Raw genomic sequence first — 22,257 nt, 5'->3', positions numbered from 1 at the left:
TTTTTTCCAAAGATTTACATTGTTCTTCTCGTTTTACTAGCAAGAAGACACCAATTGGACTATCAATACGAATCAAGATGGAGCTAGATAGAAATGAAATTATTACGCTTTTACAGCAATACTTAAGAGATGAGCTGGATGAACAGGATAGGCTGAAAGTAGAGAACTGGGCAAATAGTTCGGAAGCTAATAGCGCAATACTCCGAAAAATCGATGATGCCAACCAATTGCGAGAAGATCTTGAAAGTTTTCACAGTATACCTGTCGATATCGCTCGTACGCTAAGGCATATCCAAAACCAGTCGCCGATACGGCCTGCCACAGAAGAAAATAGACCAATCAAAACGATTGGTTACTGGCTGCCCTATGTAGCGGCAATTCTTCTGGTGATAGGTGGTGGAATAGGTACATGGTTATATACTAAGCAAACCGAGACGGAACAAAGTCAGGTAACCGATATAAAACCAGCACAGGGGGAAGCCTTCATCCTACTGGCTGATGGTAGCCGCATCGATCTCAACGAATCTAAAAGTGGAATTGTAGTCAATAAGGATGGAATCGCATATACAGACGGATCATCCGTAGGGGGTAAAACGGTGGAACCTGCCCAACAATTGTTATTACAGACTTCTCGTGGCGGCACTTATCAAATCGTTTTATCGGATGGAACTAAAGTATCGTTAAATGCGTCCTCCAGTCTGCAATATCCTACGGTATTTGACTCCGAACGACGTGAGGTTGAATTGAAAGGTGAAGCTTATTTTGAGGTTACATCCAACAAACAAAAACCATTTATTGTAAAAACTGATGCTCATAGCGCTGTTGAAGTGCTGGGAACGCATTTCAACATAAACAACTATGCCAATGAAAAAACAATCAATACGACACTCATAGAAGGTAGTGTGCGCGTGCAACATAACAATAAACTAGCCGTACTGAAACCCGGTATGCAGGCTCGCATTGACCCAAACAAATCCAGTGGAGAAATAGCCATCTTACATGGAGAAAATATCGATCAGGTACTGGCTTGGAAAAAAGGGGTATTTAACTTTGACGGATCTGGCATAGAAGAAATCATGAAACAGCTCGAACGCTGGTATGATATCGAGGTGAACTATGCAGGCAACATACCACAGACGCGATTCTTTGGTGAAATAAGCCGAGAAGAAAGTCTCTCTGATATATTGAATGCCTTAAAGGAATCGGGTATTCGCTTCAAATTAAAAGAAAGGAGGTTAACGATATTAAGTAATTAACACGATACAAAAGAACAAATTCGACTAACAATTACGCGTCGACGATATACAAAAAACCGGAAATGCAGCAACATCTCCGGTGAAAATTGGTCGACAAAAATGTGCGACATTTTAATTAACCTAATTAGTACAAAAATATGCAAAAAATAATTAATGCACACGAGCAAAAATCTCGATGCAAAAAGTTCAATGGCTGGACATCAGACGCTTTAAAGTGGATGGGAACATTACTTTTAGTGATCTCCTTATTTCCGGTTATGGGGCAAAAAATTACGCTTTCAACGAAAAAACTAGCCATGAAAGATGTATTTGCCGCTATCAAAAAACAAACCGATTATTCTGTTTTCGGCAATTTAGATTTATTAGAACAGGCTAAACCGATAAGCATCGATGCCAAAAACATGCAACTTGATCAGTTTTTATCCTTAGTCGTAAAAGATCAGCCGTTTACGTACCGCATCGGAAACAAAACGATCTTTCTTTCGGAGAAAAATGTACCGCAAAAGAGCGAGGAGATCAAAAAGATATCGACACGGGATTCCATAAAAATAACGGGTAGTATTGTAGACTCTCTTGGCAAGCCGCTGCCTGGAGCCAGCATCCTGGTCCGAAATGCGAACAAATCTACTAAATCTGACCAAGATGGAAGCTTTCGGATAGACGTTGGTGAGGAAGATGTCTTACTCATTTCATATATCGGCTATCGCTCCCAACAGATACCTATCAACAAGCAAATAATGTCGAATGCAGCCGTAACTGTACGTCTTTTTCCCAACCTAAACAACGTGGATGAGGTATACGTGTCTGTCAATACGGGGTATCAAAGTATTGCGAGAGAACGGATTGCGGGGTCCATTTCAAAACCTGACATGGATATCTATAACGACCGCGTAGGTACGATGAACGTAATACAGCGACTAGATGGTCTAATCCCCGGGCTCACGGTCAACAACGCACCGGGAGCTGACCCTTTTCAAGTTAGGGGTCTTTCGACTGTAGGCAGTACCATCAACATCGGTGGATTTGGCGTATCGACGACGAGCAGATCTCCGCTTTTTGTCGTGGATGGTGTACCGTATGAGGATATCAGCTTGATCAACCCGAATGACGTACTCGAAGTAAACGTACTAAAAGATGCTACCGCTGCATCTATCTGGGGTACCCGCGCTGCAAACGGGGTAATTGTGATATCGACCAAACAAGGTCAAAAAGGTAGTGGAAAACTAAAATTAGAATATAGCAACTTTTTGCGGATACAGAAGAGGCCAGACTTAAGTTACCTCCCTGTGCTTGACAGCAGATCCTACATACAGGCTGCCCGGGAAAGCTTTGACGCAACGATCGTGCCTTGGACAAATATAAACGCTGGCATCACGCCCATCGTGGCTCCGCATGAACTGGCACTGTATGATCTGAGCCGAGGACTCGCTACGCAACAACAGGTCGACCAACGATTGGACAGTCTATCAAAACTCTCCAACAGCGCACAAATTTCTGATTTATTCTTTCGAAATAATATAGTTAACAACCACTCCATTGCGGCTAGTGGGGCTACTGACAAATATGCTTTTTACGGCTCTTTAAATTATACCGGAAATAGAGGTATCGGCAATAGACCGGATAACGCCAGTGATATATTTAAACTAAACCTAAGACAGGATTTCAAATTTGGTTCTAAAGTCAATCTGTACTTGGTAACTGATGTAACTAATAATATGGGGAGAAGTAATCCTTGGACAAATTTTGATTCTCGGTTTACGCCATACCAATTGTTTCAGGATGTCAATGGAAATAACATAGATATCTCTTGGCGTCAGCTCACGGATCAACTCCGTAATACAGCAGAATCCAGAGGAAAAACCGACCTAAGCTATGTTCCGCTAGATGAACCAGGATTCGGCTACACACGCACCAATGGTCTAGCGGTAAGGATAAACACAGGACTAAAAGTAGACCTCTACAAAGGATTAAGTTTTGAAGGTACGTATAGCTACACCAAAGGCAAAAATGAATCTCGGCAATTTGAGGATCAAAAGGCTTTTGATGTCAGAAAGGAAGTCTTAAGCTACGCTGTATTCAATCCATCTACGAATGCTGTAACTTATCATATGCCCCGTAACGGCGGGCGGTTGCGTACCGCTAATACCAGTAGAGAGGATTATACGTTAAGAAATCAGTTCGTATTTAACAAGAACTGGTCCGGGAGACAACATCAGCTGACTGTACTTGCAGGAAATGAGATACAGTCTCAAAGCACGGATAATGTCAATGAACTGATCCGGGGCTATGACGATAATCTAAATACGGTACAGATGGTGGACTATAAAACACTTTCTTCTAGTACACTCCAAGGAATAATATATCCGACAACAGGCGGATTAGCATTCTACTCACCTGATATTTATTCCGTACAAAATCTAGATGCTCGGCTAATATCCTTCTATTCTACGCTAACCTATATGCTATTTGAGAAATATGGCGTTAATGCGAGCTGGCGGATTGATCAATCGAATCTGTTTGGAAAAGATAAATCAGCTCAAAATAAGCCTGTGTATAGTATAGGGGGCGTATGGAATATTAAAAAAGAAAGTTTTGCACATGAAATTGATTGGATTAATGAACTTCGCATGAGGGCGACCTATGGTATCACGGGTAACTCGCCATCGCCCGGTACAGCTTCATCACAAGACATTTTGTTGGCAAGGGTACCTTCTGGGTATACAGTACCAAATGGCAATATCTACACCATCAATAGTCCGGCAAACAGAAGGTTGACCTGGGAGCTCACCAAGAACACGAATTTTGGAATCGATTTTGGATTGCTTAACAATCGAATCTCAGGATCATTGGATGCTTATTGGAAAAAGACAGATGGATTACTTGATTTGATGTTGCTTAATCCTTTTGCAGCGGCGGTATCCCCTACCATATTGGGTAATGCCGGAGAAATTAGAAACCGCGGTTTAGAGCTTTCGTTAACGACCAACAACATACAGCACGGCAAATTTAACTGGAGGACAACCCTCAATGGTGCTTATAATACGAATCGTGTCACCAAATCCTATAATGCAAACAGCATTACTACTGGTGCCCGAAAAGTAAGCGAGCGTAACGTACAGGATTACTCGGCTTACGCTATTTTTGCTTACAATTACGTGGGGCTTGATGAATTGGGAGATCCTTTGATCCAATTGAATGATGGTAGCACAACCAAAAAGCCAAATGTGTCTAAACCGGAAGACATCCTCTATTCGGGTACAACCCAACCCAAATGGTCTGGTGGATTTAATAATAGTTTTCGCTATGACGGGTGGAGATTACAAATCAACATGGTATTTAATGCCGGTCATGTGATGCGTAGAGATGTGAATAACAGATATACGACAGTCAATGCGTACCAAAATAATTTTCATAGTGATTTTGCTGATCGCTGGAAGGCGGCAGGTGACGAGTTAACGACTGATATACCCTCTTTCGTAGGTAATACAAGTCTCAACAGTTCACGTCGTAGTACCTTTTATTATATGCTAGGCCATACAAATGTTCTTGATGCCTCCTTTGTGAAGATCCGGGATCTGACACTTAGTTATAACCTACCTAAGGAGCTGCTAGCTCCACTACGTATCAGTGATCTCCGATTATTTGGTCAATTGGGCAACATCATGCTCTGGAAAGCAAATAAATACGGTATAGATCCTGAATTTCAGGGCTTAGGAACTTTTGGTGGTACGCGCGCGCTTCGTACCGGACAAAATACAATTTCTTTTGGGGCTAACCTTTCATTTTAACCGTTGAACTATGACTCTCTTAAATAAAATTGGCTTACTGTTGTTATTAATAACGCTCTTGACCTCCTGTGGAAAAGATTTCTTGGAAGTAGCTCCAAAAGGGAGCTTGATAGCCAGTAAAACCTTTGAGTATGAAAATATGCTCTATACCTCTCAATCTATTGGATTTGATATCCCGCTATTGGTACTAGGCGATGATGTGACAACGCTATCCACCTACTTTAATGCGACCAATTTACGATTCCAGCGCTTGTTTCGGTGGGAAGCGGATATCTACGAGCAGGAACAAAGTGCCTCTGAACTGCAGGATCCGATAAAGAACATCTACCTCTACAATAAAATCATCAATGAGGTGATGAATTCTGAAGAAGGATCGACGGAATATAAACGAAGTATCCAAGCAGAAGCAATCGCTTCTCGAGCTTATTTTAACATGATGCTGGTCAATTATTACGGCAAGCCATATCATCCGGAAACTGCGGCTACCGACCTGGGTATACCACTTATCACGATCGCTGATGTCACACAAAATAATTTTACAAGGGCTACGGTTAAAGAGGTCTATGAATCGATGATATCAGACCTTAAATCGTCTATACCGGATATGCCTATAAATGTACCGCATAGACTTCGTATGTGCCGTGCTGCGGCAGAATTTACGTTGGCGAAGATTTACTGGTATATGGCGGATTATAAAAGTGCGCTGGAGTGGATCAAAACAGCAAAAGGACACTTGCCTACGAGTTTCGAAGTGGGGCTATATGATTTTAACCAAACCTACACGAATCCCAATTGGTCCGTCGGATCAGGATTTAATAATATACAGGATGTAATGGTTCGGATAAGTATATCGCAATGGATACTGAATGGAAATGAGATATTATTAGCTCCTTGGGTAAGCGAATTGTACAAACCAAATGATATGCGCTTAAAGTCTTTCACAAACGTTCCGTATCAAGGAACGGGAACATTTCCGGTAACAGGAATGATGCGAAGGAAGGGGCCTACAGGTGCTCAAGTAGCACATGGAGTCACGATGCCAGACGTAACACTCATGCAAGCCGAATGTGAAGCACGTCTAGATCGGACAGAGGAAGCGCGTACCACACTCCTTAATTTTAGAAAAATGCGCATGCCCGAGGCTGATGCTACTGTAAGTGCTGTATCTAAAAATGACTTGATAAAATTTGTAATTGAAGAACGCGTACGCGAATTTGCATTATATGGACATCGATGGCTTGATATGCGAAGATTATCGAATGATCCGCTATTCGAGAATACGACCTATACACATATCACGTACGATGGTCAAAATGGAGCCGCTTTGGAATCATATACCTTGGATCCCTTAAGATTGACACTACGCCTACCTCGGGGAGTCATCGATGCAAATCCTGGGATGCCCAATAACCCCTAACTAAAGCCCGGAAGCTGATATTATCATCATTAGTTTTCGAATAGGGACTGTCCAAAAAGGTCAAAATTCTCGTCTTTTCGAGAGCTTGTACCGATTGTCTCCGACGAGCTCTTTACGTCGGAGACAATCGGTAAAGAATGACGAAGTAATCTGTATTTTAAGCCAATTAGATTGCCACACCGTCGTTCCTCAGGCTCGCTATGACGACTATTGGTTACTTTTTAGACAGTCCCTTTTTATTTTTCAAAAAACGTCAGACGGAAGAGCTGTCCTTATATAATAAAAGCTTGACAGCACGGATAAATTTAAAAATATAACTATCTTGGCTTACCTTTGTAATTCGGCTGACCAAAATTGCCTATTTAGAAGTGCGATAATTATATTTATGAATTCTTATACTGGATATTCTGAAAAGGAACTCATCATTTTGCTTAAACAGAATGACGAGCTTGCCTTTCGTGCGGTATTTGATAGATGGCATAAGAAACTTTATCACTTCAATTTGCGGTATTTGCACAGTAAAGAATTAGCGGAAGAAGCCGTACATGATGCCCTAGTGAAGCTCTGGACAACGCGTGATAACATTGACGAAGAACAACCTATAAGCTCTCTGTTGTATACCATCTGCAAAAGACTGTGCTTGAACCGTATCCGTGATGCTGCCCGATCTAACGCGGCGGCGGAAGCCTTGTGGTCTAATTATATCGAATTAAGCAATAGTACAGAGGATATTGTACACGCTGCAGAGTTACAAAAATTTCTGGATCAGGCTATCACTAAGTTGTCTCCACAACAGCACCAGGTATTCAAAATGAGTAGGTACGAAGGACTAAGCCATCTACAGATCGCCGAAAAACTCAATATCTCCAAGGAAACCGTTAAAAAACATAGTGCTGAAGCACTTAAAACACTTCGTTTTTATCTCGAAAGCTACCCTGGCCTCTTTGCAGCAATATTATTTCTACATTAGCTATAGAAGGTTTGTCTACGTTTGACATTTTTTTTCATTTCCGACTACTCCCTTCCCTATTTTGAGGTGTATTACAGTTAATAGCTCCAACTTTTAACTGTTGAATACATGCGCAACGAAAAATACATTATCCAAGATTTATTGGAGAAATACACGAATCGTCAAATTAATGAAGATGAATACCGCCAGTTATTGTCCTTAATCAGAGAATACGAGTCTGTTGATGACGTAGAGTTATTTATGGATAAAGACTGGAAAGATTTAGAAGAACATCCATTTTCAGTCTCCCAAAGTGAGGCACTTTATCAACGCATAATAAAAGACCCTTCTTATATCCAACAGAAAAGAGGTAAACAGATAGGGCTATGGAGATGGGCAATATCCGCTGCTGCTGTAATCGCTATGGTACTAATAAGTACCTTAATGTACAAGAAAGAACAGGTAAAGATCCCTTTGACAGGAAAAGTAGAACAACAGAGACTGATTTCGCCAGGGGGAAATAAAGCCACAATCACCTTAGCGAATGGCGAACAAATCGTGTTGAGCGAAAATCAAAACGGTATCGTGATCGATGATGAACAGCTGACCTATAATGATGGCACTGTGCTTGGTGTACCCCAGGGCTCTTCGGCTACCCTGACACAGACGATCACCACTCCAAAAGGGGGAACCTATCAGATCACCCTATCGGATGGAACTAAGGTGTGGCTAAATGCCGCTACCAGCTTAACTTATTCTGCGCATATGGGAACGTCAAAAAAGCGTCTCGTTAAACTGGACGGAGAAGCCTACTTTGAAGTGGCTAAGGATATTAAAAAACCTTTTGTCGTAGAAAGTAAAAATCAAACCGTGGAGGTGCTGGGTACCCACTTTAACATAAACAGTTATAGCGAAGAATCAATTAGCCGCACTACCCTACTGGAAGGATCGGTAAAGGTTAACAATACGCTCCTAGAGCCAAATCAACAAGTTGTGCTCCATGGTAACAAAACCCAAATTCTGAATGTGGATGCAGAGAGAATGATCGCCTGGAAAAACGGCAAGTTCATTTTCAAAAGTGAAAGCTTGGAAAGCATTATGTTAAAAATTTCTAGATGGTACGATGTAGAAGTCATCTATAAAGGAGATTTCAGTGATAAAGTTTTCACGGGTTCCATCAGCCGCTACGACGATATTTCGGAAATTCTAGACAAAATATCGTTTACAAAAGCTGCCAAATTTAAAATTGAAGGAAGGAGGATTATCGTCATGCCATAACATATTCTAACTAAATGGCTAAAAAAAACGGGAGTACTTCGACCTACCCCCGCTTAACTGTTTGGCCAATCATTACAATTCATTACGAGAACTAATACTCAACTAACCAAACAATTCAAAATTAATGAAAATTGATGAAAAATATGGGGCGAATATTCGTATGAAAATGCTCCAAAAAATACTATTGATTATGAAGTTGACCACATTCATAATGCTTTTTTCTCTGATGCAGGTAAGCGCCGTTACCAACGCCCAGATTACTATAAAGGGGAAGAATATATCACTCCAACAGGTATTGGATAAAATAAGTGCGCAAAGCGGTTATGATTTTATTTACCTCGACAAAGATATTAATCACCTTAAACTAATTGATGTCGATTTTAAAAATGCCAGTATCACGAATGTCTTGGAGACCTGTCTTAAAAATCAACCTTTATTTTATGCCATAAATGATAAGACTGTTCTGATACGAAAAAAAGATGAAATTGCTAAAAGTTCATCAGCTATTGCCGCTGTGGATATAAGGGGTATCGTACTGGATGAAAAGGGATCTCCATTGGTGGGGGTAACTATACGTGTAAAAAACTCAGATATCGCTGTACAAACCAGTGCTGCTGGAGAATTTATCCTATCCGGAGTCGATGAAGGCGCCGTATTGCAGCTTTCTTTTCTCGGGTATAAGAAGAAAGAAATAACGGTAGGTAAAGCCCATACATTGTCGATAAAAATGGAGCTGCTTACCTCGGAACTGGAAGAAGTATCAGTAGTTAATACGGGATATCAGACAATATCAAAAGAAAGAGCTACAGGGTCTTTTAACACGATAAGCCAGGAACAACTGGAAAAACCTGCTACGAGCATCGCGCAACGCCTTATCGGTACTACGGCAGGGATGCAAGCTACACTGGACACTGATGGTAATCCCAGATTTGAAATCAGGGGACAGACGGCGCTGAATATCCGTGATCCTTTTGGAATCCGGAATCAAAATGCAGCGCCTCTTGTGGTGGTGGATGGATTTCCAATACAAGGTGATTTCAGCACAATCAATCCCAATGATGTGGAAAGTGTGACCGTATTAAAGGACGCGGCGGCAGCATCGATATGGGGTGCAAAATCTGCGAATGGTGTAATCGTGGTAGTCACGAAAAAAGGAAAGAAAGGAACTCCTTTAGCTGTAAATTTCTCTGCTTTCACGCGTATCTCTAAAAAGTTAGATCTAGATTATGTGAATCCGTTAGCCTCCTCATCCGAAACGATCGACTATGAGATGAAATCTTTTGGCAACTGGGGAGCACAGATCAATGGAGGTGTATTTCCGAACGACGTTTATAAATCCTGGTCACCGGGAACTATAGCGATGAGTGAGCACAATCTAGGCTATATCTCTCTAGCAGAAAGGGACGCGTTGTTGGCCAAGTACAAAACCCTGGACAACAAAAAACAGATTCGTGATGAGCTACTCACCAATCCTACTGTACAGCAATATTCTTTGGATCTATCAGGCTCGACAGAACGAATGTCGAATAGGGTATCTTTACTTTTTGAAGATACACAATCAAACTTTAAACGATCGGATAACAAAAAATATACGGTCAACTATAATACATCTGCCGATGTTTTTAAATGGCTGCAAATCAATTTTGGAGGATTGGTCAATTATAACAAAGTAAACCGGAGTGGTGTCAATTATAATGTAAATCCTTATGGATCGCCAAACCCTTTAGCAGATATAGCGAACATCGCTCCCTATGAAATGCTTAGAAATGAAGATGGCTCGCTAACCAATATCTCGAAATATTACACCCCGATTTTAGATCGCTTGGTACCTATGGATCGGTTTCCGTATGCTGACTGGTCTTATAATCCTATCCAGGAAATTGAAAACAGAAAATATACCAGCGAGCAACTGAATACCCGACTACAAGCTGGCCTGACCTTTAAAATAATCAAAGGGCTTTCTTTTGACACGAAGGTACAATATGAATTGTTTAACACCACTAACAGAAATTTTAACAACGAAAACACTTTCTATGTCAGAAATGCTGTAAACACTGCTGCTAGCTGGGATAGAGCGACTAACCGTATTACGTTGAATCTTCCAAAAGGTGGCATTTTAGAACAAAATAGCAGTAAGACGGAATCTTATATCTTCCGTAACCAACTTAATTTTGATCGTCAATTTGGCGAAGACCATGAGATCAATTTTATTGGAGGAACAGAGATAAATCATTTGATATCACAGACCTCCAACGCACCTACAGCATATGGCTATAATGAAGAGACACTTAGTGTCGGTATATTTCCGAATGGTCCGGGGACGCCGACAGCTCCTATAAGGGATTGGACCGGCTATAATCAGTCTTTTGGTTATGTAAATAAATTCACGCACATTACAGATCGCTATTTCTCCTTATTCGCAAATGCAGCATATACTTATAAATCAAAGTATACGCTATCGGGAAGCATACGTACGGATGCATCAAACCTGATAACAGATGACCCGTCTTATCGGTACGCACCGTTTTGGTCACTGGGGGGAAGCTGGCGTCTGAATAAAGAGGATTTCATGCAACAGGTGGATTGGGTAGACCATCTTGCGCTACGCGCTACCTATGGCTATAACGGTAACGTAGACCGTTCGACATCTTTCCGTCCATTGATTGCAATAGAATCATCGCCAAACCTGTATACCGGAGACTACCGTGCTACTATATCAAGCTTTGGAAACCCAACATTACGCTGGGAAAAAACAGGCACATGGAATATTGGTGTCGATTACAGCTTATTTCAAGGTGCGCTGTATGGTAAAGTAGACATATACAATAAATCTGGCAAAGATCTGATAGCGACCTTATCCATTCCTGCCGTGAATGGAACTACTCGTCAGAACTTAAACAATGCTGCGATGACCAATAAGGGGATCGAGCTGGAACTGGGAACGATACAACGGATCAAAGGAAATGATATTGTCTGGAGAGGTAATGCGAACTTTTCGTACAATAAGAACAAGATCACGCAATTGTTTGTAGCGAATTACAATGCCTCTTGGCTTGTGGGCGGTGGATCTGTGGCTTATGTCGAAGGTCAAGATGCGAATACCCTGTGGGCTTACGAATACACGGGAGTAATCAATAATCAACCCACCGTAGCAGGACTTAATGGCACAAATTACGATTTTGCGGCAGCCACTCCGGGTGATGGCACCTCCTACCTGTTAAATATGGGGACTACTGTAGCTCCATATACTTTTGGATTTACCAACTCGTTTAAAGTTTATGATTTTAATCTATCGTTTATCGTTACCGGAAAGTTTGGACACCAGTTCAAAAGAAAAGGATTTAACTATCCGGCGACGCTGAGTTCGCGTGTACTACCGAATAAAAAAGTAGGGGAAGTAACAAATGGGGATCCAATGGAAATAGTCCCACTTCCATTGAACCAGATCGAACCCCGATACTATTTTTGGGATCGATTCCACCCCTACATGAATTACTTGGTCGAGAGCGCTTCGCATCTCCGCATGCAGGAGATCAACTTAAGCTATAACCTTCCTGTAAATTTAAGTACGAGAATTAATATGAAGCGTATTCAGGTATTTGCACAGGGGAATGATCTATTCACCGTAGTAGCGAATAATGCCGGAGAGGATCCTGAATATCCGTTAGGTACATTAAAACCGCAACCACGTATCTCACTGGGTATTAAATGTGAACTATAATAAGATAAATCATGAGCATAAAATATATACATCCTTATACTATACTCGCTTTGATAGCGGTCTCTTGTACGCTCCTATCCTGCGAAAAATTCTTAGAAGAGCCGCCTTCTAAAACATCCGCACTGGTGGTTAAGACTACTGCACAGCTGAATGCATTGCTAGATAATCAATCTACTTTCTACCGAGAAGAAAATCGTGCACAAACCTATGGTACAGACGATTGGGGGTTGACTGTTAACCTCTACAATGGAGGCCGATCCGTCTTATCCAATATCGCAGCTATACAATTCGCAACCTGGGATACGCAATTTCTCCTTAACGAACAACGCGATAACCTTTGGACGGAGGAATATAAAAAGATATTCACCGCCAATATGGCGCTAAGTAATCTAGACAACGTAACCGGTACTGAACAGGAAAAAGCGATTATTAAAGCCGATGCGCACTTTATCCGTGCATACAGTTACTGGATACTAGCCAACACCTATTGTCTCCCGTACACGGATGCGAATAAAAATGAATTGGGGCTACCATTAAAGACGAGTACCAGTTTTGAAGAAGCCATAGAAAGGCAATCCTTGGAAAAAGTATATCAGCTCATCGAATCTGACTTATCGGAAGCGTTGAAGACGCCTGTTTCTTTAACCCAATCCGGAAGAGCTAAACACTGGCGGGCCAGTAAAGAAGGTGTGAATGCCTTCGCAGCTCGGTATTATCTGCACAAAAACGACTATAACAAAACCATTGCACATGCGAATGCGGTTTTGCAGGACTATAGTACCCTTGTAGACTATAATACAGAAATGCGCTATGGCATAGACGGAACTGTAGGTATTAATGCAGGGACGCAGCAAGCGGAAACTGTAACCCTGAAATACCCTTACACGCATGATAATCAGAGCGATCAAACCGACATGATCGGATGGAAGGAATTTCTATATTTCAGGATGTTGAGTGTGGGTACTTGGTGGTATATACCAAGCCAAGAGCTGTTGGCTCTCTATGACCAAACAAACGACTTACGTTATCAATACCACATGGTTGAGAACTACTCTTATGATCGAGGGATGGTCAAACCCGCTTACAGCTATCCGGGCTATGTGTTTTTCTTTAAAGAATGGATCCCTTCAGGCCCAACTGTTGCCGAGGTGTTACTTATGAAAGCCGAAGCACAGGCGCGTACCGATGATTATATGGGAGCAATCAATACGTTGAATATTTTGAGAGCAAAACGTATGAAACCTGGAACTTGGGTCACACTGACAGCGACATCTAAAGATGATGCTATAAAAAAGATACTGGAAGAAAGAAGAAGAGAAATGCCTTTTGTACAACGCTGGTTTGACATCCGGAGGTATAACAACAATGAGGACCCCAATGATGATGTGGTTTTAACTCGAGATTTCTATCCCTACAATGGTACGAATGTACTTTTTAACGAGTCTGTCAAAACGTATTCCTTACCCAAAAATTCGAGGCGGTATGCGAGTCCGATACCTGTAACAGAGATTATATCGAGTAATGGTGCTATCGTACAGAACACGTATTAAACATCTCAAAAACACTCATTAATAAAAAACAAAATGATCCGCCAGCTGGCGGATCACAAAAATTATACACATATGAAAAAAGTAGTTCGTATTTTTCTAGCATTGTCATTCATTTCTGTGGGTGCCGTCGCACAGATGCCCAAACCTGCCTCTTTCAAAATTACTGGGAATATCAAAGGCCTCCAGAATGAACAAGTTGCTGTGGTGATACATAACCAAATAGCAAATAAGGTAGATACCCTTGTTGCAAAAAGCAAAGGAGGAAAATTTTTGCTCAAAGGAAAAACTCAAGGAACGGATTTTGTAAACATCTATTTTGGGGATATGGCGTCGCGCAAAATGGCTTATTTTTATATTGAACCTGGAAATATTAATATTTCTGGGAATATGGATTCACTGAGCTATCTTCAAATTTCGGGTACTCAAACGAATGAAAAATATACGCAAACTCAGGCGTATTTAGTCCCTATTTATGACCGCAGGTCGGCGTTGATACAGAAAATCAGGGTACTGGATGAAAAATCAGCTGAATATAAAGACCTCGGGAATCAGATAAAGGCAAAGACAGATTCAGTTAATGATTTCAAGATCAATTTCATCAAAGAAAATCCAGACTCTGAAATCAGTCTCGGTTACTTGTATGTGCTACAGGATAACATGCCGCTGAATCTCGCAGAAACCCTTTACAATAGTTTATCTCCTAACCTAAAGAAAGCTAGCCAAGGAAAATATATAGCAGATAAATTAGCCGCAAATAAAACTGTGGCTATCGGTCGAAAGGCTCCAGATTTCACTTCTTCCGATACGACGGGAGCGCCAATAAAGCTAAGCGACTTCAAGGGAAAATATGTATTATTAGAGTTTTGGGCGCACTGGTGTGTACCCTGCAGAGCACAGCACCCACATATGAAAGCAACGTACGAAAAGTTCAAAGACAAAGGATTTACGATATTGCAATATTCTATCGATGTCAAAAAAGACGAGAAAAAATGGAAAGAGGCGATTGTTAAAGATGGTCTAAACTGGCCACAGGCTTCGGATCTATCTACGGGTAAGGCTCCTGTAGCAGAATTATACGGGGTACAACCTATACCGGATAGTTTTCTAATCGCTCCGGATGGCACCATTCTCGGAAGGCGTTTAAGTCATAAGGCGTTGGAAGAGATGTTAGAAAAAGCTTTAAATTAATCAAAAAAAAGAGGCTGATACAGCCTCTTTTTTTTTGATAATTATATATAATCCTTAGCAATCTGCACCTTACCTACTTTATCTGCATAACAGTCTAAACAAGAAACGACACGAAGATTATACTTGTTGATCTAATTACGACTCAGTAGGCCTGAAAGCTTTTCTTCTAATTCGTGACCTCGAAGATTTCGAGCGATGATCTTTCCGTCGGGATCTATCAAAAAATTGGAAGGAATAGCCTTTATCCCATAGTCTTTAGATGCCTTACTATTGAAGCCTGTAAGCTCTGATACCTGCGTCCATAAAAGACCATCCTTTTTGATCGCAGCAAGCCACGCTTGCTTGGAATGCTGATTGTCTAAGGAAACGCTCATTATCGTAAATCCTTTAGCACCATATTTGTGGTATGCAGCTAACAGATGTGGATGCTCTGCTCTACAAGGAGCACACCAAGATGCCCAAAAATCCAACAAGACATACTTCCCTCTAAAATCAGATAGCTTAACGATACTCCCTAAGGTATCTGGTTCGGCGACGTCGATAGCCAACATTCCTCGATTGGTCTCCAGTCCAATTTTGATTATCCCGGCAAGTTCCTTTCCATAAGCACTCTCTTTCATCTCGAGAGAAAATGCTTCAAAAATCAACGCGGCAGTATCTGGATTAAAGTTATAGGCCAACTCGATTTTTTTGAAAGCACGTAGGGAGACCATAGAATTGGGATGCTGTAAAATAAACGTCCTAGTCACAGCCCGAAGTTCCGATTGATATTTTTTAGCTATACCATTCGTATCATCTGCGCGTCCTGCTATCTTTTTCAAAGAATCTAATGCAGCAATATAAGGTCGTTGTAATTCCTTTAGCTTTTTATCCTCATCTTCGGTCAGCGAACCTTCCACCGTGGCGTGTTTAATTGAATCTATTGAAGTGATTTTAATCAGAGAGTTCTCGATATAAAACATCAAGAGGTCAGACTGCCTCCCTCCTCCACGCGATGATGCACCCCGAAGAGTTAACATCGCTAGTGCAGGTGTTTTTACCTTCCCCTTAAAAGTGAATTGTCCTTTGCTTAGTACCGCAGAATCAGACCTGCTCTTTCCATCATCATTATAACCCAGATAAACCTTAGCCGGTGCGTCTAATGTCCCGATCTTGCCTTGAATTGTAAACTCCGTCTGCGCGCTAATGATAAATGGCAACCAAAGAAAAACTGTGATAATTAATTTTTGCATCTTCTAAAAAATCTAAGGCATCAACATAATGTCACTGATATATACAATATCTGTGGTACCGACAAATTTAGCGGCTTCTAAGACGGTAAACCGCATGTATCGCGCTGTGGTAAGTCCAATATTAAGCACTTGACTATTCTCTACCAAATTACCCGTAAAGTTACCTTTGTCTACCCAAGTCGTACCGTCCATACTCGTTTCGATCTTAATTAATGTCGGATAACCACCACGTGTCGGATAGCGCATATTTGCTGGAAAGGAGTAATTGACAGCACTAAAAATAATATCCTTATTAAAATTGATCGTCACCCATTGTGGCATCTTCATTGCAAAACCGGATCCCCAATAGGTGGTCAGGCTGGCATCCAGAACATTTGTCGCCGGTAAAGCCGATCCTTGCGTAGAAAAATTCACAAGGCTCCAACCTTCCTTCTTGATAAAAAGTGGACGACCAGTTTTAAAGACACGATAAAGGACACGCTTACTAACCACATCCGGATTGCCATCTACAGACTCGACCACGACAGGCAGTACATAAGTCGTATATTCTGTCAACTTGGTCTGTAGTCCTATATTGAGTATTGCCGATTCTGAAACAGAAGCTCCGGCAGGAAGGGTAGCTGAGGGCTTAAAAAATAGGTACGACGTATAGGGTAAGACTTCGCCTTTGCCATAACGCGCACGATAGTTTGTCATTTGATTCGTATCGATGGAAAATTTGACCAAATGATCGTATGATGATTTCCCAGACAGTTCTGCATTAAAATTCAATACAATTGCGGAGTCCTTTAATATAGATAAAGGCATTTCTATGGTATCTTTATCCGTTGGAGTCTGGATAGCAACCTGTCCTTCGGGTAGTTTTGGGCTATCCGAATCTTTATGACATGCTGTTATCAAAAGGCTAGTAACAACAAGGCTATATATAAAATTTGTTTTCATATCTATTTGTTAGTGAAGGTTAAGGGTTTTGTTGCATCCCCGGATTGAAACTTAAAGCCTGTATTGGTATTTGTAGCGTATACCTATCGCTTTTCGGTGCCAATGAGAAAATGATGTTATCCTGCGCATCGCGTCTATGTATCGTGGGCATACGATTTTCTTTATCCAAGCGACGCATATCGAACCAGCGAAGACCACTGAATCCTAGCTCACGATTTCTTTCCAGCAAGATCTCTTGTAAAAGAGCTTCCTTATCGTCCGTATCATAAGGTTCATAGGTCTCGCGATCCAATCTATTTTTTTGCAGTTCATCCAGATGCTTCAGTGCCAGGGCAATATCACCGTCGCGAGCGGCACACTCGGCAATAATTAATTTCATCTCCTGTACGGATGTGCCTGAGTTTTCGTAAATAAACTGAGGTGTCACTTGTAAAGGTGAATATTGGGTAGCGCCTCTTTCGATAAACGTATAATCGTCTGCACTATTATAAAAAGTACGCACGCGAAGATCATTTTCGGCAAAAGACTGCATGTATTCCAAAGCAACGGTATTACTTCCCATAAACATTCGTCCATAAATTACGTCACGTCGTATACTGACCTGTACGGAGGTAACCGGTTCATTCAGATCGAGCATCGTGGCATTGGTAAAATCAAGCGCTAATGCTGCATTTTTCTGAGCTTCTGCGTAATTGCGCTGATAGAAATATATTCGTGCCAGTAAACTATATGCTGCGGCTTTTGAGCCTCTAAATCTATTTGCACTGTTGTCCGCAGGCAGATCGTTGACGGCAAAATTTAAATCTTCAATAATACGCTGGTTTACTTCGGCGACGGTGCTTCTATCGGGTACGAGCTGTGATACATCGTTGGAAACCACAAATGGCACTGCCAGATCCTTGTCCGCTGTCTCGCTATCGTATGGTCTGCCATATAAATTGACTAAATAAAAGTATTCGTATGCCCTTCCAAGAAGCGCCTCTGCCTTTAAACTTTTCTTCTGCACATTTGTACCCCCTGTGGCTTCATCGATACCTACTAAGACGGTATTGAAATGATTGATGATCGCATAATGATCTCCCCAAAATACAGGTGGTGCCTGCATGTCAGTTGTAAACTGCTGTGCCCAGGAATAGACCAATTCGTATTCTGCTGTTGGTGGATTGGTGATATTAACGTTGTCTACATTATCACTCAAAAGGTTCAGCGTATTAAATGCCTGTCCAACGGTATTAATCAAAAGCTCACTATTCAACCACTGGTCGTAGTCCGCGACTGTGGTAAGTAGCCTCTTTCCTTTGGGGGTTATATCTAAATATTTGTCGCATCCTGTAAGGATACTGGTTATTGCAACAAATAGAATGATCATGTTTTTATTTATTTTCATCGCTCTAAATTTAAAAATTGGTAAAAATGCCCAGCGTGTAAGTAGGTGTCATATATGTTTTTTGATAGCTACCCGTCGCCACACTATAATTGTCTCTGTTAAACCCTTTGGTCCAAAGATTGGAAGCTTGTGCCTTGACTTCAAAATTGGTAAATCTCGCGCGCTTGATGAAAGGACTTTGATTGAAGTTGTACGATAAAGTCAAATCCCCTAGGGTAATGTATGCACCATTGACCACATACGTATCGGCATAATTGTAAGCATTTCTAGGATTATCTTTTTCGAATGCTACCAGTGCCATTACATCCGTTGTATTTTCATCACCGGCCTGCTTCCAGTAAGAGCCCGCTCCTTCTAATGGTCGTAATAATGATGGATTTGCTCTGGGTATTCGGGTTTTGAAACCGCCGTAGTAGTTGATCATCGCAAAAATGTAGAAGTTACCGATGTCTACGCGATTACTAAAACCGGCATTGATAGTTGGAATCGAAGAACCCTGGTAATACGTGAGCCCGGAATCCTCTCTACGCATCAACTCATACATCCCATTATTAGGAATATTGATATTGGTGCTGAACTCTTTACCTTGGTCATCTTTAATGATCGGATAGCCAGCTCCGTCAAGCCCTGCCCACCTGTGCGAAAATAGTGCGCCTACAGGATACCCCTTGACAAACCCTATAGCTTGCAATGTCTCGGGGTTATAATCGCCTCTTTGGTATACTTCGGTTACTTTGCTGGTATTTCTAGCCAATATAAGGCCTGTATTCCAATTAAGCTTATCGGTAGCTATCCAATCGGCTCGTAGTGCAAACTCGATTCCGGTATTATTGATATTTGCTTTATTGATGAGCGAAGGGCTGACTCCGATAGTCGGATCAATAAGTGCTGACCCCAACAAATCTGTGCTATTTTTCTTATAGAGGTCAATACTTCCGCTGATATTTTTCAACAGGCCGTAATCTAAACCAATATTTATATTCTTGGTCTGTTCCCAACGTAGGCTGCTATTGGCATAAGAAACTAACTCCAAAGAAGTAGATCTCGGGAAGGTGAATTGATTCAAGGCAGATTGTGCGACGACCTCAGGTAAAGACATCTTAGCAACATTTCCATTAAAACCATATGCAGCGCGCAATTTTAATTGATCGATAGCATCTATATGTTGCATAAAACTCTCCTTATGAATATTCCAAGCTGCCCCCAGAGACCACAATGGTTTGTATTTATACTTGGGATCGGTACCGAAAAGATTAGACTGATCGATACGCATGCTACCTGTGAGTGAATAGGTATCCTTATACGAATATACCATATTGGTATAAGCCGATATAAACCGATCCTCGACATATTGCTGATCAAATAAGCTGTTGAAACTATTCTGAAGTGGGGAAGGTAAATTGTAGGAGCCTCGAACCATTCCCGTCGCAATACTAGCATAATCTACAGGTTGGTGCAGTAGGGTCTCGTCATTGTATCCAAAATAAGAAGAACGGTGACTTTTGTAGACCAAGTTTCTAACCTCTGCTCCAGCAATGGCATTGACCGTATGTACTTCTTTAAAAGTCTTATTATAATTTAACTGCGCACGTCCGGTATAACTGCTGGTCTTGGTATCATCCTGTCTTAAAAAACCGCCTCTAGGAACCGGAAAGTTTAAGATTCCATCTGTACTACGGGTCGCATAACTATTGACGTAGCGCCTAGCAACTGAAGATTGTTCTGAAGCTAGATAATTTATATCCGAGCGGGAAGTCTCATAAATACCGCCAAAGGACAGGTCAAAACCATTGCCCAGCTTGTAGTTAAAGTTGGCTGTAAATCGGTTGTTTGCCGAATTTGTCCTATCGTTGATCTCATTGACATCGACAAGAGGGTAATATAACTGGTCGTATAAGCCCTGGGATACCAAGTAGGAATTGTACACTGGAGAGATACCAGAACCGGTTATAAAATGGGGTGCACCTGAGGGATCCTGCAGTCGCTCGTAAGGCGCCATGGAAGCTATACCGGGTACCGGTGAGCTTTTGGCAAACTGTTCTTGATAATCTGTCGTAAATTCGAGAGACAATTTTTGGGACAGCTTGAGGTTACTCCTACCGGAAAGCATAAATCTACTGTTCTCATTCGCAATCGAATTCGGGCGATTATTAATATAGTTTGCCGTCAGATAATATGTAGCCTTGTCACTTCCACCGGAAACATTAAAATTGTAGGTCTGGTTGACCGCAGTCTGTAAGAATAATTTACGATAATCGTTCTTGTTATCGTAACTCATTAGTTCAGCAAATCGTTGATCTGCCTGTTCCTGTGTAATTGCCTTTCCGGCCAATTGTGCAAGGATAAAGAATGTTTCGGGTCGTTGCTCTCGACCCAAGGTAGCGGTTATCGCTTGATGCCACGTATTTGAATTGATATTGGCAGAATGTAAACTCTTTTGATAAGCCATGACTACTTCGGACTGATTGTCATCCCATCTATAGCGGTTATAATTCTCACTAGGCCGGATACCCGCTGTCGCTCGAAAAGCGTATTTAGGCTTACCTACTGCCGCTTGCTTTCTATTAATGATAATAACTCCATTGGACGCCCGTACGCCATATACGGTAGCAGCAGCCGCATCTTTAAGAATTGTGACTGAAGAAATTTCATTCGGATCAAGCATATCCAGCGTCAGCTCGGTAGGATACCCATCAACCACAATCAGCGGGCTTTGATTGGCAGACATCGTGGAGATACCGCGTATATTGAACAAAGGGCGAGAAGTACCATTACTGGTAAACTGTACATCATTGTTGATCATAAGACCTGGCAATCTATTGGTCAAACCATCTAAAAAATTGGTGTTGATCCGCGAGCTATACTCCTTCTCGCCTAGCGTAGCGATGGCTCCTGTGCTTTGCTCCGGTCGAATTCTTTGGTACCCGGTATTCACCGTCACCTCCACATCCTCGATATCGGTTTGTTGAATCTGAAGTTTAACCGAAAGTGGCGTACTTGAGTTTATTTTAACTTCTCTTGAATTATAACCGATCATACTGACCATCAAAACATCTTGATTGAGCACGACAAGTAGACTGAACTCCCCTTTCTCATTTGTTACGGTGCTTATATTCTTTCCCTTGACCCGTAGTGTAGCACCGGACAAAGGCTTACCGCTTTCGTCGGTAACCGTCCCCCTCACTCGTTCCATTTGCTGTGACTCTTTAACCAGACTTTCTTTATCCAGCGTCCGCAGTAAAATACTTTGTCCTTCAATCTTAAAATCTAAGTTTTCCTTTGATTTAATCCAAGAGAGCGCGGTCATTAAAGGCATACTCTTGAAATCCACGTCGACACGCTTATTTAGATTAAAATTGGTGCTGTGGAGTAAGATCTCAAACCCAGTCTGACTACTAATCTCCTTGAATAGCTGCCGATAGGTCATGTCCTGCTTTTTGATGGAAAGAGTCTGCCCATATGAGGCAGCACTGACTTGTATAAATCCAATAAGCAGAAATAAAATGGTTAATTTCATAATGCGAAATAGTCTTGACAGCGGCACATACC

12 protein-coding genes are annotated in these 22,257 nt (G+C 41.5%); 8 read left to right on the top strand and 4 right to left on the bottom strand.

What is annotated here, in order from left to right; translation table 11 throughout:
- Positions 1-77 precede the first annotated feature (77 nt).
- The 8 genes from CLV99_RS10050 to CLV99_RS10015 all read left to right on the top strand — a co-directional run bounded on the left by CLV99_RS10050 (position 78) and on the right by CLV99_RS10015 (position 15,147).
- Positions 78-1,256 (top strand): FecR family protein, encoded by a 1,179-nt coding sequence (locus CLV99_RS10050; protein WP_133584371.1) that lies wholly within the window; start codon positions 78-80, stop codon positions 1,254-1,256.
- A 137-nt stretch (positions 1,257-1,393) separates the two neighbouring features.
- Entirely contained in the window at positions 1,394-5,044 is a 3,651-nt protein-coding gene (locus CLV99_RS10045) for a SusC/RagA family TonB-linked outer membrane protein (protein WP_133584370.1), read from the top strand.
- Between the two features lie 10 nt (positions 5,045-5,054).
- Complete coding sequence (locus CLV99_RS10040; protein WP_133584369.1) at positions 5,055-6,461, top strand: RagB/SusD family nutrient uptake outer membrane protein; 1,407 nt, start codon at positions 5,055-5,057, stop codon at positions 6,459-6,461.
- A 385-nt stretch (positions 6,462-6,846) separates the two neighbouring features.
- A complete protein-coding gene (locus CLV99_RS10035) occupies positions 6,847-7,431 on the top strand; it encodes an RNA polymerase sigma factor (RefSeq protein ID WP_133584368.1) in 585 nt (194 codons plus the stop codon).
- Positions 7,432-7,539: 108 nt separating this feature from the next.
- The gene (locus CLV99_RS10030) at positions 7,540-8,688 is read left to right on the top strand and encodes a FecR family protein (protein WP_133584367.1); all 1,149 of its coding nucleotides are present in this window, start codon (positions 7,540-7,542) and stop codon (positions 8,686-8,688) included.
- Between the two features lie 124 nt (positions 8,689-8,812).
- Positions 8,813-12,409 (top strand): SusC/RagA family TonB-linked outer membrane protein, encoded by a 3,597-nt coding sequence (locus CLV99_RS10025; RefSeq protein WP_133584366.1) that lies wholly within the window; start codon positions 8,813-8,815, stop codon positions 12,407-12,409.
- A gap of 11 nt (positions 12,410-12,420) precedes the next feature.
- Positions 12,421-13,959, top strand: a complete 1,539-nt coding sequence (locus CLV99_RS10020) for a RagB/SusD family nutrient uptake outer membrane protein (RefSeq protein WP_133584365.1) — start codon at positions 12,421-12,423, stop codon at positions 13,957-13,959.
- 72 nt (positions 13,960-14,031) lie between these two features.
- The gene (locus tag CLV99_RS10015; protein ID WP_162850089.1) at positions 14,032-15,147 is read left to right on the top strand and encodes a TlpA disulfide reductase family protein; all 1,116 of its coding nucleotides are present in this window, start codon (positions 14,032-14,034) and stop codon (positions 15,145-15,147) included.
- 131 nt (positions 15,148-15,278) lie between these two features.
- Here the strand turns inward: CLV99_RS10015 and CLV99_RS10010 are convergent, their stop codons facing one another.
- From CLV99_RS10010 to CLV99_RS09995, 4 genes are read right to left on the bottom strand one after another with little or no spacing between them, the layout of a single operon-like run.
- On the bottom strand, positions 15,279-16,379 hold the full coding sequence (locus tag CLV99_RS10010) for a TlpA disulfide reductase family protein (protein ID WP_133584363.1): 1,101 nt from the start codon (positions 16,377-16,379) through the stop codon (positions 15,279-15,281).
- Positions 16,380-16,391: 12 nt separating this feature from the next.
- On the bottom strand, positions 16,392-17,321 hold the full coding sequence (locus CLV99_RS10005) for a discoidin domain-containing protein (RefSeq protein ID WP_133584362.1): 930 nt from the start codon (positions 17,319-17,321) through the stop codon (positions 16,392-16,394).
- A 19-nt stretch (positions 17,322-17,340) separates the two neighbouring features.
- Positions 17,341-18,708 carry a RagB/SusD family nutrient uptake outer membrane protein gene (locus tag CLV99_RS10000; RefSeq protein ID WP_133584361.1) on the bottom strand — a complete coding sequence of 456 codons (1,368 nt, stop codon included), beginning with the start codon at positions 18,706-18,708 and terminating at the stop codon, positions 17,341-17,343.
- Positions 18,709-18,718: 10 nt separating this feature from the next.
- The gene (locus tag CLV99_RS09995) at positions 18,719-22,225 is read right to left on the bottom strand and encodes a SusC/RagA family TonB-linked outer membrane protein (protein ID WP_246032732.1); all 3,507 of its coding nucleotides are present in this window, start codon (positions 22,223-22,225) and stop codon (positions 18,719-18,721) included.
- Between the last annotated feature and the right edge of the window lie 32 nt (positions 22,226-22,257).

The sequence above is a fragment of the Sphingobacterium yanglingense genome (assembly GCF_004363245.1).
Taxonomy (GTDB): Bacteria; Bacteroidota; Bacteroidia; order Sphingobacteriales; family Sphingobacteriaceae; genus Sphingobacterium; species Sphingobacterium yanglingense.
This window is presented reverse-complemented; position numbering and strand designations above follow the sequence as displayed.